The sequence below is a fragment of the Leeuwenhoekiella polynyae genome, assembly GCF_004104075.1.
Taxonomy (GTDB): Bacteria; Bacteroidota; Bacteroidia; order Flavobacteriales; family Flavobacteriaceae; genus Leeuwenhoekiella; species Leeuwenhoekiella polynyae.
Genome location: NZ_QOVK01000003.1, coordinates 90650 through 107697, shown reverse-complemented (window position 1 = coordinate 107697; position 17048 = coordinate 90650). Strand labels below are relative to the sequence as shown.

At 38.4% G+C, this 17048-nt stretch carries 16 protein-coding genes; all 16 read left to right on the top strand.

Translation table 11 applies throughout. From position 1 onward, the window contains the following. The 16 genes from DSM02_RS05615 to DSM02_RS05540 all read left to right on the top strand — a co-directional run bounded on the left by DSM02_RS05615 (position 1) and on the right by DSM02_RS05540 (position 17020). Positions 1 to 882 (top strand): glycosyltransferase family 2 protein, encoded by an 882-nt coding sequence (locus tag DSM02_RS05615; RefSeq protein WP_128764717.1) that lies wholly within the window; start codon positions 1 to 3, stop codon positions 880 to 882. 4 nt (positions 883 to 886) lie between these two features. Next, positions 887 to 1663 (top strand): class I SAM-dependent methyltransferase, encoded by a 777-nt coding sequence (locus DSM02_RS05610; RefSeq protein ID WP_128764716.1) that lies wholly within the window; start codon positions 887 to 889, stop codon positions 1661 to 1663. Positions 1664 to 1666: 3 nt separating this feature from the next. After that, positions 1667 to 2344: an acylneuraminate cytidylyltransferase family protein gene (locus tag DSM02_RS05605; RefSeq protein ID WP_128764715.1), complete on the top strand. Its 678-nt coding sequence runs from the start codon at positions 1667 to 1669 to the stop codon at positions 2342 to 2344. A gap of 30 nt (positions 2345 to 2374) precedes the next feature. Next, entirely contained in the window at positions 2375 to 3157 is a 783-nt protein-coding gene (locus tag DSM02_RS05600; RefSeq protein ID WP_128764714.1) for a glycosyltransferase family 2 protein, read from the top strand. A 40-nt stretch (positions 3158 to 3197) separates the two neighbouring features. After that, entirely contained in the window at positions 3198 to 4238 is a 1041-nt protein-coding gene (gene neuB, locus DSM02_RS05595) for an N-acetylneuraminate synthase (RefSeq protein ID WP_128764713.1), read from the top strand. A 41-nt stretch (positions 4239 to 4279) separates the two neighbouring features. After that, entirely contained in the window at positions 4280 to 5161 is an 882-nt protein-coding gene (locus tag DSM02_RS05590) for an O-fucosyltransferase family protein (RefSeq protein WP_128764712.1), read from the top strand. Beyond that, positions 5158 to 6279, top strand: coding sequence for a UDP-N-acetylglucosamine 2-epimerase (neuC, locus tag DSM02_RS05585; protein ID WP_128764711.1), 1122 nt, complete (start codon positions 5158 to 5160; stop codon positions 6277 to 6279). The genes DSM02_RS05590 and neuC overlap by 4 nt, the downstream gene beginning before the upstream one ends. A 66-nt stretch (positions 6280 to 6345) precedes the next feature. Next, positions 6346 to 7752, top strand: a complete 1407-nt coding sequence (locus DSM02_RS05580; protein ID WP_128764710.1) for a glycosyltransferase family protein — start codon at positions 6346 to 6348, stop codon at positions 7750 to 7752. Further along, complete coding sequence (locus tag DSM02_RS05575) at positions 7749 to 8840, top strand: glycosyltransferase family 4 protein (RefSeq protein WP_128764709.1); 1092 nt, start codon at positions 7749 to 7751, stop codon at positions 8838 to 8840. The genes DSM02_RS05580 and DSM02_RS05575 overlap by 4 nt, the downstream gene beginning before the upstream one ends. Further along, entirely contained in the window at positions 8840 to 9979 is a 1140-nt protein-coding gene (locus DSM02_RS05570; RefSeq protein WP_128764708.1) for a glycosyltransferase family 4 protein, read from the top strand. The genes DSM02_RS05575 and DSM02_RS05570 overlap by 1 nt, the downstream gene beginning before the upstream one ends. Positions 9980 to 10009: 30 nt before the next feature. Beyond that, positions 10010 to 11512: a glycosyltransferase family 2 protein gene (locus DSM02_RS05565; protein WP_128764707.1), complete on the top strand. Its 1503-nt coding sequence runs from the start codon at positions 10010 to 10012 to the stop codon at positions 11510 to 11512. Then, positions 11505 to 12515, top strand: coding sequence for a glycosyltransferase family 2 protein (locus DSM02_RS05560; protein ID WP_128764706.1), 1011 nt, complete (start codon positions 11505 to 11507; stop codon positions 12513 to 12515). Before DSM02_RS05565 ends, DSM02_RS05560 begins: the two co-directional genes overlap by 8 nt. After that, complete coding sequence (locus tag DSM02_RS05555) at positions 12512 to 13624, top strand: glycosyltransferase family 4 protein (RefSeq protein ID WP_128764705.1); 1113 nt, start codon at positions 12512 to 12514, stop codon at positions 13622 to 13624. The genes DSM02_RS05560 and DSM02_RS05555 overlap by 4 nt, the downstream gene beginning before the upstream one ends. Before the next feature lies 1 nt (position 13625). Then, entirely contained in the window at positions 13626 to 14696 is a 1071-nt protein-coding gene (locus DSM02_RS05550; protein ID WP_128764704.1) for a glycosyltransferase, read from the top strand. Next, entirely contained in the window at positions 14680 to 16050 is a 1371-nt protein-coding gene (locus DSM02_RS05545) for an O-antigen ligase family protein (RefSeq protein ID WP_128764703.1), read from the top strand. Before DSM02_RS05550 ends, DSM02_RS05545 begins: the two co-directional genes overlap by 17 nt. Further along, positions 16007 to 17020, top strand: a complete 1014-nt coding sequence (locus DSM02_RS05540) for a glycosyltransferase family 4 protein (RefSeq protein ID WP_128764702.1) — start codon at positions 16007 to 16009, stop codon at positions 17018 to 17020. The genes DSM02_RS05545 and DSM02_RS05540 overlap by 44 nt, the downstream gene beginning before the upstream one ends. The last annotated feature ends 28 nt before the right edge of the window (positions 17021 to 17048 follow it).

Genomic DNA, 17048 nt, shown 5'->3' with positions numbered 1-17048 from the left:
ATGCTAGAAGCTTCAATATGCATTGTTTCAAAAAACCGAAAATCAGAACTATATAAAACACTTCAGTGGATAAATCTCAACGTTGACTTAAACCAAGCAGAAGTTTTGATATGTCTTGACGGTTGTTGTGATGATTCGTATTTATTAGCCGAGAAATTCTCAGACTTTCAATGGTTAATTCTTCAAGAATCAATTGGAGCTTCTCCCGCAAGAAATAAGTTATATAAAAGAACAAAGGGAGCAATTATATTCGGGTTTGATGACGATGCTTATCCTGTAGAGAAGGATTTCATTTGTACTGCGCAAAAATTGTTTAAATCCAATCCAAAAGTTGGGATTTTGGCATTTAGAGAGATAAGAGACTTAAATGTATACAATGAAGTTCAAAATAAAGTTAGAGGAGAGTTTCTCTGTAGCGAATTTATTGGATGTGGTTTTGCAATTAAAAGAGAGGTATACTTCAAAACGAATGGCTTCCCTACCTGGATGAAGATATATGGAGAAGAATCTTGTGTTTCTGTTGAGGTGCTTGATTGCGGTTTTGATATTTTATTTTCTTCAGATCTGGTTGTTTTACATAGGGTTAACCTTTCAACGAGAAAGAAACAAGGTCATAATCAATATCGATTTAAAAATCAATTGATAAATTCTTCAAAATTTTATTTGGTCTATTATCCTTTTCGCTTCTGGTTGTATAAACTAGGGAGACTTTATCATCATAATTTCACTAAATATGCTGTATTGAATAGAACATTTTTTTTTAATTTTTTTCAAGCAGGGATCGCCACGACCCTCTTTGTTTTCGAATTACCCAAATATAGGAAGGTTTTAAAATTAGATACATTGCAAAAAATGAGAGATCTACCTGCACCAAGAATTTAAAACGATGGTACCAAAAAAAATTAAAACTCAAATTCCCAAAGCTTGGAGATACAAAGTAAAGTCTTATTACAATTCTTTAAGAATTAATCTCAATAGTAAAAATCTTGACAGATTGGGTTCATATTATGGGACAGACAAATTTGGAACTCATTTCTACACTAAGCATTACTCTCAGCATTTTCATAAATTTCGAAGTGAAAATTTAAAACTTTTAGAAATAGGAGTAGGGGGGTATAATAATCCCAATAAAGGAGGAGAGTCTTTAAGGATGTGGAAGAGATACTTTCGGCACGCGAGTATTTTTGGTCTTGATATTTATGATAAAAGCAATCTGGAGGAAAAGAGAATAAAAATTTATCAAGGTAGTCAGGTTGACTTTGTTTTTTTAAATAGAATGCTCAAAGAAATAGGCAGTTTAGACATTATTATCGATGATGGAAGCCATCTAAACGAGCACGTAATAGAGACATTTAATTTTTTGTTTGAAAAGCTGAATCCTGGAGGAATATATGTTATCGAAGATGTACAAACATCTTATTGGCCAAAATTTGGAGGTTGCCTGGATCGAAATACGTCTGAAGTTACGATTATGACCTATTTCAAATCATTAGTAGATGGATTAAATTACGCCGAATTCATAGATCCAAAATCAGAACCATCCTATTTTGATTTAAACATTCTCAGTATGCACTTTTACCATAACATGATTTTTATTTATAAAGGAGCTAATACAGAGAAATCTAATTTTCTTATAAATAATAACTATCCTGAAAAAGATTAAAATCTGAAATTTGTCAAAAACTATATAGTTCTAATCCCAGCACGAGCCGGTTCGGAAAGACTTCCTGGAAAAAATATGCGACGATTGGGAGAAAAGCCACTTGTGGGGCATAGCATTACTTATGCTTTAGAAAATGGTTTTAAGGATGTTATAATTACCTCAAACGATACTGCTATTTTAGACTTTGCTAATCAAAATGGCATTAAGGTTATTAACAGACCCGATGCATTATCAGGTCACCAAGAGCCAGTAATTACAGCTTTGCAACACGCAGTAGATCAACTGCAAAAAAAATACGATGCGGTTATTTTGTTACAGCCTACAAATCCTTTGAGACCAAAAGGTCTTCTTAAAGAAGCCATCGCGATTTTTGAATGGGGGGATTGTGATAGTCTAATGACCGTTTCCCGAAATAAACATAAACTGGGAACTATTTCTGATGGTCGATTTATACCTTACAATTATAAAATGGGTCAGCGTAGTCAGGATTTGGAGCCGTTATATTATGAGAACGGTTTGCTTTATATTTTCAAAACTGAAATATTAAATCAGGGTAAACTTCTCGGGAAAAACAACTATCCATTACTTATTGATCATCCTTTTGCGGAAATCGATATTGATACGGAAGCTGATTTTCTAAAGGCTGAATTTTTCTATAATAATTACAGAGATACCCCTTAATTTTTCTTAAACTAAAAGCAGTAGAATCACTTGGATATTTCCGTAGTTATCCGTAACAAAAATCAAAGTCAGGCTCTCGAGTTTCTTTTGAAAAACCTTACTTCACGGTACTCTGATCAAATCAATGAGATAATAGTATTAGACAATTGTTCTATAGACTTGAGTAGTGAGATAGCTCAAAAATACCAGGTACGATTTGAAACTATTGAAAAGTTTAGCTACGGGGGAAGCGCGAACACAGCTGCACAACTGGCAAACTTCCCTATTGTTGTTATTTTTAGTGCACACGCTTATCCTGTTAGTCACGATTTTTTTACATTAATTAGTCTTGAATTTGAGAAAAATCAAAATCTGGCTGGAGTTCGCTGTATTCATAATCCTAATGATTACGTCAATTATATTGATGGAGTAAGTTCCCAAAAAGATCCTAATAAATCAGGACTTATATTTTGTGGTTCAGCTTTTAATAAAAAGGTTTGGCAGAAACATAAATTCAAGTCTGATATTACAACATTTGAAGATAAGGAATGGTCAGTACGTGTTTTGAAAGCCGGGTATGACATTGTTCTAGCTCCTGCTATCTTTTGTTATGATATTAAACGCACCAAGAAACAGCAGTTTTTTCGTTATAAGAATGAACTCATCGGAGCCTATCAACTCTGGCATAAAGATATAAGTCTCAAATATGCTATAAAGTCGTTTTTGGGATCTTGTCTAAAAATTTTCAGTAATCTATTTTCAGATTTATATTATACAGTCAAGAAACTGATTATTCATTTAAAACTTTTGATCAAAAGGCCTGATAAATTTTGAATTGAAAGTCATATCAGTTTTGCTTAAAAAATTCAAAACCTTGAACCCATACATCCAAATCGAAAGTCGTAAAATAGGACGGGATTATCCGCCACTTGTCATAGCCGAAATAGGCATCAATCACGAAGGTTCGCTTCAAGTGGCTAAGGAGATGGTTGATGCAGCTTATCGGGCCGGCGTTGAGGTCGTCAAACACCAGACACACATTGTTGAAGATGAAATGAGTGGTGCTGCTAAAAAAGTAATACCCGGGAATGCAGCTATTTCTATCTACGAGATTATGAAACGTTGCGCGCTTGATGAAGTTGATGAAATTGCCTTAAAAAACTATGTGGAAGAAAAAGGAATGATTTTCATCTCCACACCTTTTTCCCGCGCTGCAGCAAACCGGCTTCAGACTATGAATGTTGCGGCCTATAAAATCGGTTCGGGAGAATGCAATAATTATCCCTTGCTAAAACACATTGCAGCCTTTGGCAAACCGGTTATCCTTAGTACAGGGATGAATACCATTGAAAGTATTTCTAAAGCAGTTCAAATTTTTAAAGACGCCGGTACACCTTTCGCTTTGCTGCATACTACCAATTTATATCCTACGCCTACGCATTTAGTCCGACTCGGTGCAATGACTCAAGTGCACGAGGCATTTCCCGATGTACCTTTTGGTTTATCAGATCATACGTTGAATAACAATGCCTGTCTGGGTGCAATTGCTTTAGGCGCCTCCATTTTAGAACGTCATTTTACAGATCATATGCGGCGCACAGGGCCGGATATTGTTTGCAGTATGGACGAGAAAGCCTGCAGCGAACTCATAAAATCCAGTAATGAAATCTGGCAGATGCGCGGGGGCGAAAAAGCTCCCGCAGAGGAAGAACAGGTAACTATTGATTTTGCATTCGCAACCCTTTGTACCATCGCTCCGATCGAAAAGGGAGAAGTCTTTACGGAAAAAAACATATGGGTAAAACGGCCGGGAACCGGTGAGATATTGGCCGAACATTTTGAAGATATTCTTGGGAAAAAAGCAACACGCGCAATTGCTGAAGATGAACAATTGAGAGCGAGCGATATTCAATGAGTTCCATAAAATTATTCCTAAACTCTGCATATCAACGAGGAATGGATTATTATTTTAACCTTCGCCTAGAGCGCAATAAAAGAATCATTTTAGAAAGCAAATCTAAAGGGGTGTTTGCTGTTGAGGTTTTTTCTAAAATGGGATTTGGTGCAAATTTTATTTGGTTGCTTGAGATTCTTGAATATTGTGATATTGAAGGGATTCAGCCTTATGTGATCGTAACCAACCCTTCCAAAAGAATAGGATCAAAGAGCTTTTCGGAATTAATACAGTTAAAAAAGGGGGGTGAAAAACTTTTTTTTCTGCGCTATGCTGCGATGCGCTCTTTTAAGGATTTAGGTTTGTCCAGAACCTGGGATTACAATTCACGTCTAAATTTGGATCGAGCTAATTATTTAGTCAAAAAGTATTTAGAAATCGATACGGGTGTAATTGAATTTGTGCAAAACTATATTACAGATCATTTTAAAACGAACCGTATTATCGGAGTGCATTACAGGGGTACAGACAAGACAAGCGAAGCTCCTGCGGTATCATATGAGCAGGTAAAAGAGATTATGCATACCAAATTATTAAATGACTCTGAGAACACTCAATTTTTTTTAGCTAGTGATGATTATAATTTTATCGATTATATGACCGCTCATTTTGGAAACGAGTATATCCTAACCCGTTCGGTTAACCGATCTAAAAATGGGAAGCCAATTCATATAACTTCAAAGAATCTAAGGGAAATCAATCGGGAGGCTTTAATTGATTGTCTAATTCTTTCTGAGTGTAATAAACTAATTAAAACAGCCTCTATTTTAAGTGGTTGTTCTGTGATTTTTAATCCAAATTTGGAAGTCGAAATGCTGAATGAGCCTTACGCTAACTACCGTTTCTTTCCGGAAAAGTTCTTTGTAAAATCAAAATTGCTTTGAGAAAAATAGCCTTCCTCAGCGGTACGCGGGCAGATTTTGGGAAACTGAAATCCCTCATACAAGCGTTAAACGATGCATCAGATTTTGATTATGGTATTTTTGCTACAGGCATGCACTTGCTGGAGCAATATGGTCTTACCGTTATTGAGATCGAAAAGGCCGGTTTTCAAAATATTTATCGCTTTCCCAATCATACCTCTGAGGCAACGATGGATCTGACCCTGGCTAAAACCATTGAAGGTTTTTCTACCTATGTAAAGACTGTTCAACCGGACTTGATTATCGTTCACGGCGACCGGGTTGAAGCCCTGGCAGGGGCGATTGTGGGTTCTTTAAATAATATTTTGGTGGGTCATATTGAAGGAGGCGAACTTTCGGGGACCGTTGACGAACTCATTCGGCATTCGGTTAGTAAATTGAGTCACATTCATTTTGTCTCTCACGAAACAGCAGCTAAACGCCTGGTGCAAATGGGTGAACTCGATAGCAGTATTTTCAATATCGGCTCGGCTGATTTGGATGTTTTATTTAGTGATAGCCTTCCGCCTTTAAAAACTGCAAAAGACTACTACGATATTCCTTTTAAAAATTATGCAGTAGTCTTATTTCATTCGGTGACCACCGCGCATCAGGAAACAGCGGCTCACGCAGCTGATTTTGCAGAAGCCCTTTTGGAAGATGATCAGGATTATATTGTGATTTATCCCAATAATGACCTCGGGTCCTCGGCAATTTTAGAGGCTTATCAGCAATTTGAAGGCCATCCCAGATTCAGGCTTTTTCCGTCCTTGCGGTTTGAATATTTTATTACCTTGCTCAAAAACGCAGATTTTTTGATAGGAAACAGTAGTGCTGGGATTCACGAGGCACCCTATTTAGGGATACCCACTGTTAATGTTGGCAGACGCCAGGAAAACCGCGATTTAAAAACAGATAGCATCATTCACGTAGATAATACAAAAGCAGCTATTTCCGCCGGTATTGCTTCCGCGAAAGCAGTAAACGTAAAACCAAAAGGCAAAAAATCGGCTAAAACAGCCGCCTGCGGATTTCTGGAAACATTAAGAACCAAAACATTTTGGCAAATTGATCATCAGAAACAATTCCGGGATCTTTAGCCTGAAAAATAAAAATACAAAAGCAGAATTACATTTTCAATAACCCCAATCTCCAAATCTTCAATTTTGAATTCTGAATCCCCAAAAACTCTAGGAATTGTCATTACAGATGGTGTTGGTTTTCGCAACTTCGTATTAAGTACATTTCTTGATGAGGCGGCACGCTCTTTTCATAAAATAGTCATCTTTTCCGGACTTCCCAATACTGCTTTTCCTGAGCTGGATGCAGCGAAATTCACGATTGTTGAACTTCCGGTTTTTACCGAGACTAAGAAGAATTGGTTCTGGCGTAAACTCAAAGAAGTCGCGCACCTTCAAAAGCATAAAACCAACCCGGGAATCGCAGATAATTACGAGATGAATAAGGCTAAAAGCTGGAGTCCGCACGGTCTGCTAGTTCGTGCAGTTTATGCGGTCAGTTCGGTTTTTCATAGTGAAAAGAACATTCTTAAGTATGAGAACTTTCAGGAACAAAGCTTTGCTGATGATGCTGTCGTAAAACAATACGGGCAATTAGTGCAGGAACACCAACCCGATTTATTGTTTTTTACCCATCAGCGTCCCCCATTTATTGCTACGTTGGTTTTTTGGGCGAAAAAATTAAAAATACCCACTGCATCCTTTATCTTTTCGTGGGATAATTTGGCCTCGAAGGGCAGGATGGCGGCAAGCTTTGACTATTTTTTAGTTTGGAGTGAATTGATGAAAAACGAGTTGCTTCGGTTTTATCCCTTTACAAAACCCGAAGCCGTTTCCATAGTAGGTACGCCGCAATTTGAACCCTATGTATTACCTCAATTTGACATTCCAAGGGCTGAGTTTTATGCAACTTTTGGCCTAAATTCCGAAAAAAAAATCCTGTGTTACAGCTGTGCCGACGCAACCATAGGACCAAACGATCCTTTGGTGATCGCAACCCTGGCCGAGGGTATTCGCAACGGAGCGATTGAACCCTGCCAACTCCTGGTACGTACCTCGCCTGCGGAAGACGAGAGCCGCTTTGCAGAAACTAAAGCGAAGTATTCGGAAATCAAATGGAATCACCCCAAATGGGAACTTACCCGTGAGGGGCACCCTGAGCCATGGTCGCAACGCGTACCTAATCTTGAGGATCTGAGTATGCTTAAAGCAATTCTTAAATTTTGCGATCTCAACGTCAATATGTTATCTACTATGAGCCTTGATTTTATGTTGTTTGAGAAGCCGGTTGTCAACACGGCCTTTGGGAATGGGAATAACGGACTCTACAACGATCAACGGTTTTTGCAGTATGAGCATTATGACAATGTGGTTAAGAGTGGTGCGGTGAAGATTGCAAAGAACGAAGACGAACTTTTTAACGCGGTAAACGCCTACCTGGAAAATCCTGAACTTGATCTGGAAAACCGAAAAAAACTTATCGCAATGCAAGTGGGTAAACCCCTAGAAAAAACAACCAGGGCTTGTGTTGAAGCATTAAAAGCGATTTTATGAGTACCAAAAGGCTAGCGGTAGTTTGTAATTATGTATTACGTCCGGATCGTATTGGTGGGATGGATCGTTTTTTTGTAGCCTATGATCGGGCTGCAAAGGCTAAGGGATATGCCGTTGACTGGTTTTTTCCGGATGTGCACGAGTTGGATTTTTATACGGATGTTAATGTGTTTTCGGCGGAAGGAAACTCGAGTGTTGAAGCTTTTTTTCTAAAACACCTTAAAGAAAAGGGCAAGCTATATACCGCACTGGTTACGCATTTCACCGAACTCTGCACACCATTTTATAAAAAAGCCAAACAGGCTGGAATGATCAAAACAGTAATCGCAGTAGATCACAATCCGCGCCCTTTAAATGGTTTTCCCATTAAAAAGCAGCTCAAAAATAGACTTAAAGGTTATTTAAATCATAAGGCTATCGATCGATTTGTCGGGGTGAGTAGCTATACGGCCCGGCATATTGTAAAGGATCTGGGCAAAGTAGTGGCTCGCAAAACCGGGGTGATTTACAACGGGATTGATACTTCTGTCTTTAAAAAGAGAGAAAGTCACGACCTGAAACCGGAAGACAAAGTTCAGTTTGTCGTGGTTTCCCATCTGAGAGAATCTAAAGGACTGCAGGATTTAATCGATGCCTTGTCGATGCTAAAGCCTGAGTTGCAAAATAAGTTAGAAATAACGGTTTACGGTGAAGGTCCGCTGGAAGAAGGTCTTAAACAGCAGGCCAAAGACAAAGCGGTTAATCATTTATTGACTTTTAAAGGCAGCTCTTCAGAGATTCCGAAGATTCTAGCCGATTATGAGTATCTGATTCAACCTACGTATATGGAATGCTTCAGTCTTTCAATTCTTGAAAGTCTATCGGCAAATGTTCCTGTGATCACCACAACTGTTGGCGGCAATCCTGAGATTATTAGGGATGGTGTGAATGGATTTTTGTTTTCAGCTAAAGATAAAATGAAGCTTTCTTTGATTTTAACTGATATTGTAGCCGGGGATCTCAAAATAACTGAAGACACTTCGATTTTAATTGAAAACGAATATTCTCTAGACCGTATGGTCGCAGAACATATAAATTTACTGGACTGATGCATATTGCTTTTTTAACTCCTGAATATCCTCACCCCGATTTTAATCGCAGCGGAGGTCTTGGGACCAGTATTAAAAATCTGGCTGCAAGTCTCGTGCAGGCCGGGGAAACCGTAACCGTTTTTGTGTACAGTCAGGCACAGGATAGGGAATTTGAAGATCAGGGTGTTCAAATTCACAGCATCGCAAAGCGGAAGTATAAATTTGCCGGCTGGTATTTGCACCGCAAGTTTTTGCAGCGTTACATCAACCGGGCGATCTTACTGCATAAAATTGATCTGCTTGAGGCACCAGATTGGACTGGGATCATTGCATTGATGCATATTAAATGTCCATTGATTATTAGATTACACGGAAGCGACGGCTATTTTTGTTATTTGGAGAACCGAAAGCAAAAACCTAAAAATCGGTGGTTTGAACGTCGGGCCCTAAAAAATGCTGATCATATACTCTCAGTAAGTGCCTATGCGGCTAAGTTGACCAAAGAGATTTTTAATTTGATTAAAGACATTCAGGTTATACCCAACTCGATTGATGTGGAACGGTTTAGACCCCTTGAGGCATCTGAAATTCCGAATCGTATTTTGTATTATGGAAGCGTAATCCGTAAAAAAGGAGTTTTGGAACTCCCAAAAATCTGTAATCTCATTTTTGAACAGAATCCTGATGCACGACTTATTCTTGCCGGTAATAATGTCAACGACGTATTTACAGGCAGATCTACTCAGGAACTTTTTATCGAAAGTGTCAGGCCTGAGTTTCATAGATATATAGAGTTTAAAGGGTTATTGGCTTATGATGCGGTACAGGAAGAAATTGCCAAAGCTGCCGTAGTCGTATTGCCCAGTTTTGCAGAGGCTCTTCCGATGACCTGGATCGAAGCAATGGCGATGGAAAAAGCTTTGGTAACTTCTGATATCGGTTGGGCAAATGAGGTGATGATTGATGGCGAAACCGGATATACAGTAGATCCCAAAAATCATGAAAATTACGCCGATGCTGTTCTAAAATTACTCGATGCGGAAGCATTGAGAAAACAAATGGGCGTCAATGCCCGTAATCAGGTTATTGATAAATTTTCAACCCAGACTGTGGTTAAGCAGAATCTTGGGTTTTACAAAGATGTAGTAAAAGCTTGATTTTTATATTCAAAACCTAAAGCTAAACAAGTGCGAGAATATATCACTAAAAAAGGGGAGTTATTACTTTATAGAGGTAATCCAAATTTAGAAATGCTTGATAATCTGTCAGATGGCCCTGGTCACTTATGGCATTCAAGTCTAGATCAGGGTTTCAGGAATGCTTTTCCAGAGCTGGTTTATCAAACAGCCACCTTTTGGTGGTTTATCAATGATTTCGACAGTTTACCTAGATGTATTAGCTGGCGTGTAAACCCAAATGAGTTTGTTGTTCGGGCATCGGCTTGGAATCTAATAGGAGGATTTGATAATGAATATCAGGGTGATTTCATTAAAGGTATAGAAATAGGATATTGTTTGCTTAGAGAGTTAGGGGGTGTGCCATTATATATATCACATCTGTTTCCGAAAAATGAGAATACTGTAAATGTTTCTACATATGATAGATACCTTTTCTATCGAAAACATTTTAATGTGGTTCACAGCAAGTATATGCTTATACGACAACCATTATTGAATTGGCCCAACGAATTTAGGAACTTTTTTAGGGTCAAAAGAAATAATAGTTTTCAAAATAAACGCTTTTTACCACTTAAAACTTTAAATCCTATCGATGATGATTTGGATGTATGCGTGGTTATTCCTACAATGTTTCGCCAAGAATATACTAAGCGTTTACTTGAAGATTATAGTTGCCAATCTTATTTACCAAAAAAAGTAATCGTTGTTGACGCAACACCTTTAGAATATAGAGATGAATCTTTATATGATTTAGAATTACCATTTAATTTTCTAGTGATTTGGCAAATTTCTGAAGGTAGTTGCATGGCAAGAAATGAAGCACTTCAGCATTGTGACGGAGACTATGTGATTTTTGGAGATGATGATATTCGTATCCCTCCTGATTTTGTTGAAAATCATCTTAGATTCTTAATAACATATAATGCAGATGGATGTAATGGTAGGGATATTCGAGCAACGCACTATACTAATGATTTAAGTGACTTACAAAGCTATTTATTAGAAAACGGCCTTTCAGAACAGAAATCTGGAGTTGCTCACCAGTTCAGTAATGCAAATAGTTGTGTGAGGACCAATTGGATTAATAAAGTAAGAGGTAATGATATCAATTTTGATGGAGGCTATGGAGAAGACAGCGATTTTGGCCTACGGCTTTTAAAATCTGGAGCTGTACTAATGTACAATCCTTTTTCTGTAAACCTACATTTAAAACCACCGGCAGGAGGTTATCGTTTTTGGAGCAATGAAAATAGAGTACAAAAACCTTGGGAATTAGGGATGCCAGTAAAGGGGCTAAAACCTGTGCCAAGTCCTACAATTATGTACTATAATATGAAACACTTTACATCCAGGCAGCTGAAAGAATATAAATATAAATACTTTTTGCTATATTTTGCTAAGAGATCGCAGATGCTTAAACGTGCGTTTAGTATTTTTAAAAAGTTCAAGCAATACAATTTATCTCAGTGGTACGCAATGCGTCTGATTCAGAGGGGAGAGCGATATGAATAGTTTAGTCTCCGCGCCTTTTTCACTTTTAGTTTGCACCTACCAGCGTGCCGAATCATTAAACAGACTTTTAGCTTCAGTGGCTACGCAACATATTTATCCGGACGAGATTTTGATCATTGACGGATCACGGGACAATAAAACCCGCGAAAGCCTTTCGCGGCAAAACCTTAAAAATCTCAGGTATTTTCAAGTGCAGGATGCAGACCGTGGGCTTACCCGCCAGCGGAATTTTGGTATTGAAAAATTAAATCCTAAAGCTAAGATCGTTTGCTTTTTAGATGATGATGTGGTTTTAGAACCCGGTTACTTTGCTGCGGTTCTTGATGCATTTGATTCTGATCCTAATATTGTGGGTGTAGGAGGTGCGGCAACTAATGAAAATCTCTGGAAACCCAGCGAGCGCAAAACTTCTACGGACAAAATCTATGTGTTGGAGGGCTTTGAGCGCAAGGAGTCTCAGCGTTTTTATCTGCGGAATAAACTGGGTTTACAATCCCCAGATCTTCCGGGAATTATGCCGGATTTTTCACATGGCAGAACCTATGGCTATCCGTTAACTGGGAAAAATTATGAGGTTGATTTATTAATTGGGATGTCTATGAATTTTCGCCGCAAGGTGATTGATGCCGAAAAATTTAGCCTTTATTTTGATGGATACGGACTTTATGAAGACGCAGACTATTGCCTGCGTGCTCTAAACTATGGGAAAAACGTGTTATGTACTGCAGCTCGTCTGGAGCATCATCATGACCCTGCTGGAAGACCCAATCTCTACAAATACGGTAAAATGGTCATCCGCAATGGTTGGTACGTATGGCGAGTAAAATATCCCAAACCCAGTCTTATAGCCCGTTTTAAATGGAATGCAACAGCATTGGTGCTAACCTTGATCCGGTATAGCAATGTGCTGACAGCTTCTGACAAAAAAGGAGCGTTTAACGAAGCAACCGGCAGGGTCGTGGGTTGGTGGAGTTTACTATTTAACAAGCCTAAATACGGGTGAAATTTGCAGTAATCACCCATATCAAGCATTTTAAGAAGAACGGCGATTATTATTCTTATGCGCCTTATGTGCGGGAGATGAATCTTTGGTTTCAGCACGTAGATGAAGTTCTGATGGTGGGTACTTTTAGTTCAGAAAAACCGGGTGCAATTGACTTGCCTTATAGCACGAAGAATCTTCAATTTAAATCGTTACCGGATTTTGATATCCTCAGTTTAAAATCTGTTTTCAAAACGCTGAGGCTGCTTCCTTCAGTTTTAAAAATTATTTATAAAACGATGCAAGAGGCTGATCACATCCATTTGCGTTGTCCCGGAAACGTGGGCTTGCTGGGTGCATTGGTTCAGATTTTTTTTCCGCATAAACCCAAAACTGCAAAATTTGCCGGCAACTGGAAACCCCGAGCGAAACAGCCCAGAAGCTATCGCTTTCAAAAATGGATACTAAGCAATACCTTTTTGACCAAAAATATGCAGGTCCTCGTCTATGGCGACTGGCCTGAGCAGAGTAAGAATGTCAAGGCTTTTTTTACGGCCACATATAGTGAAAATGATAAGACGGAAATCCCCAGGCGCAAGTACGATTTACCCTTGCGTTTTCTTTTTGTAGGCAGCCTTTCATCCGGTAAGCAACCCGTATATGCTTTAGAATTGCTAGCCGAATTAATTGAACGAGGCTTTCCTTCAGAATTGCACGTGTATGGGGAAGGCCCAGAGCGTGAACATTTAAATAAAAAGGCTAAGGAATTAAAGGTGGAGCACCAGTTATTTTTGCACGGGAATCAGCCTTCGGAAGCAGTAATGGAAGCCTACAAAAAGAGTCATTTTTTGATGCTTCCCTCAAAAAGTGAAGGCTGGCCAAAAGTGGTGGCTGAAGCCATGTGGTGGGGTGCGATTCCTATCGCTACTCCGGTTTCATGCGTGCCGTGGATGCTGGATTCCGGAAAACGCGGAGTGCTTTTACAAATGGACTTAGACAGCGATGTTAAAAAACTTCAGGAGCATTTGCTTGATAAAACGAAGCTTAAAACTATGGCTGCAGAAGCGTCAATTTGGTCCAGAAACTATAATTTAGAACGCTTTAATTCTGAAATAGAAAACCTTTTATAGCGTGCGCGTCTTGCAACTTATAGATAGTTTAGAAATTGGTGGCGCCGAACGTATGGCCGTGAATTATGCGAATGCCCTGCACAAACGCATAGCTGTTTCTGCCCTTTGTGTCACGCGAAAAGAAGGTGCTTTAAAAGCATTGATCGATCCGGAAATTCCTTATTTGTATTTGGAGCGAAAGCGTCGACTGGATCTTGCAGCGGTATGGCGACTGAAGCGATTTATTAAAAAACATCAGATTGAAGTAATTCAGGCGCATGGAAGCAGCTATTTTATAGGTTTTTTGGTCAAGCTGGTAACGCCCAAAGTCAAACTTATTTGGCATAATCACTATGGGGCAAGTATTCAATCGAGAGGATTAAATTTTAAAGCTTTGAATCTGATTAAAAGAAGATTTGATGCTGTTTTTGCAGTCAATGAAAAACTCGCTCATTGGTCTAAAGAAAAATTGAAGGTTGAGAATGCCTTCTACATTAAAAATTTTATTGCGGAAGCTTTACCCAAGGATTCAGATTTTGAAGTTTTTGGAGCCAAAGGTAAACGCATTGTTTGTGTTGCCAATTTACGGCCACAAAAAAACCACCAGTTATTGCTAGATGCTTTTAAACTGGTTTTAGAACAGGACGCCGCTTTTACCTTACACCTTTTTGGGCAGGTACCAGATAGTCTTTATACCGATTCACTTTTTGAGCGTATAGAAGCCGAACCTTTCAGCAAAAATCTTTTTTATCACGGGACATATTTAAAAATGTCCGCCATTTTACCGCATTTTGATATAGGCGTTCTATCTTCAGATTCTGAAGGTTTACCGTTGGCCCTTTTGGAGTACGGTCAGGCAGGTCTTGATGCAGTAGCAACTGACGTGGGGCAGTGTAAAGTAGTATTAGGGCATTATGGCAAAATCATTCCTCCTGGAGATAAAGAGGCTCTTGCAGAAGCTATTTTGAAATCGAGTTCTGCAGATAGTGAATTCAGGGCTAATGCAGCAGGCTTTAGAGAAAAGGTTCTTTGTGAATTTGAGGAGTCTGAAATTATTGAGCACGTAATAACCTTGTATGCTGAAATTATTTAAGAACCATAATAAAAGATACTTGCAATTTATCGTACTTCATCTTGCGATCGGTTTTGTGATTTATTTGTTTCGATTTTTCGGCTTAATGTATTTTTTAGGTTCTATAGTTTTCTTTACGTTGTGGATTTTTCAAAGTGGCAATAAGCAAAATCAGGCCTTATATGCAGCGGCATACACGGCTGCAGGAGAAGTGTTTTTTAGGATGACGGGCGGAAGTTTGATTCCCTGGGAAGCTGGTAAGTATTCGGTTATTTGTTTTATTCTGTTGGGATTGTTTTTCAGCGGAACCTCCCGTAAATCTGCTCCGTATTGGTTGTATTTACTCTTGCTTATTCCGGGAGTGATTTACGCAGCTGAAACACTCAATTTTGATACTAATGTGCGTAAAGCAGTAATATTTAATTTAAGTGGTCCTTTTTGTTTAGGTATAGCTGCTTTATATTGTTTTGATCGGCGTATAACGCGCCAGCAACTTCATAATATAGTTTGGTGTTTATTGATGCCTGTGATTGCAATGGGAGTTTATCTTTTCTTTTTTACGCCAGACACCCGCGATGTGCTTAACGGTACACAATCTAATTTTGCACTATCTGGAGGTTATGGACCCAATCAAGTGGCTACTGCCCTTGGAATCGGAATGTTCGCCTTGGTTATACAGATTTTTGTCAATGGGAAGAATAAGCTGATATTTTTTATAAATATAGGGCTACTGATGTTTTTAACCTATCGGGGAATTGTAACCTTTTCCAGAGGAGGAATTTTTACCGCTGGTTTAATCACTATAGCCTTTATCGTGATGTACTTTCAGGGAGTTTCCTCTAGAAAACGAAACTCTATTTCATTTTATATGGTGATTTTAGGAAGTGCAATAGCCATAACATGGTTGATTACATCAGTAAGAACAATGGGACTTATTGATTTGAGGTATGCCAATAAAGATGCAGCAGGTCGTATTAAAGAAGACCTTTCAACCGGAAGACAAGAACTTATTACTTCTGAACTTACCTTTTTTGTAAATAACCCCATAATGGGGATTGGAGTGGGTAAAACCAAAGAATACCGAGAAGAAAAATTAGATATCCTAGCTGCCTCACACAATGAAATAAGCAGACTACTTTCTGAACATGGGGTTTTTGGATTGATCGCTTTATTGATATTATTTTGTACACCTTTGTTTTATAGAATTGGAAACCGAAGAAACTACCTGTTTTATTCTTTTTTTGGCTTTTGGTTTCTGACGATTAACCACTCGTCTATGCGTGTGGCGGCACCGGCATTTCTGTATGCTTTAGCTTTATTGAATATAGTTGATGAAAAAAAAGATACTCTACCTCGGAAACAAATTAGCCAGTAAGGGATTTACTCCAACGGGTATTGATACACTAGGACCTAAATTAGAAGCTTTAGGATTTGTTGTTTTTTACGCGAGTTCTAAACGGTCGAAGTCAATTCGTTTACTAGATATGGTTCAGCTTATTCTTCGATATAGAAAGCAAACAGATTATGTGCTTATAGATACGTATAGCACTCAGAATTTTTGGTTTGCTTATGCTGCAGCTCATATATGTAAAACGTTTCGGTTAAACTATATCCCCATATTACATGGTGGTAACTTACCAAAACGCTTAAAGAGAAGTCAAAAAGCTTCAGATTTTTTATTTAAAAATGCCTATAGGTTAGTTGCTCCTTCAGCATATTTAGCCCATCACTTTGTGAATAAAGGTTTCGCAGGTATTGAGGTAATTCCTAATATGTTAGATCTTAATAATTATAGATTTAAATTTCGAAAAGATATTCAACCTAAATTATTATGGGTACGTTCTTTCGCTGCAATTTACAATCCAATGTTAGCTCTTGAAGTTTTAGAAAAATTACGTGATAACTATCCAGACGCTCAATTGTGTATGGTAGGTCCTGATAAAGATGGTAGTTTAGAAGCTTGTAAAATGTATGCGCATAAAAAAGGTTTACCTGTGACTTTTACAGGGAAACAGGAAAAAACAGAATGGCTAGATCTTGCTGCAGATTATGCTATTTTTATAAATACTACCCATATTGATAATACACCAGTAAGCGTTTTAGAAGCTATGGCTTTAGGTCTGCCTGTAGTTAGTACAAGAGTAGGAGGAGTCCCCTATATAATCAAGAATGAGGAAACCGGTTTATTGGTCGCTGATGGGGATTGTGACGAATTTGTAAAAGCAATAATATCTTTAGTTGATAACAAAGAAAAAGCTCAGAATATAGTGCAAAACGCTCAAGAGTATACTAAACGCTATGACTGGAATACTGTTAAGGAGCAATGGTCTAACATTTTGACTTAAAATACGTTATATTTGAATGCCCAAACAG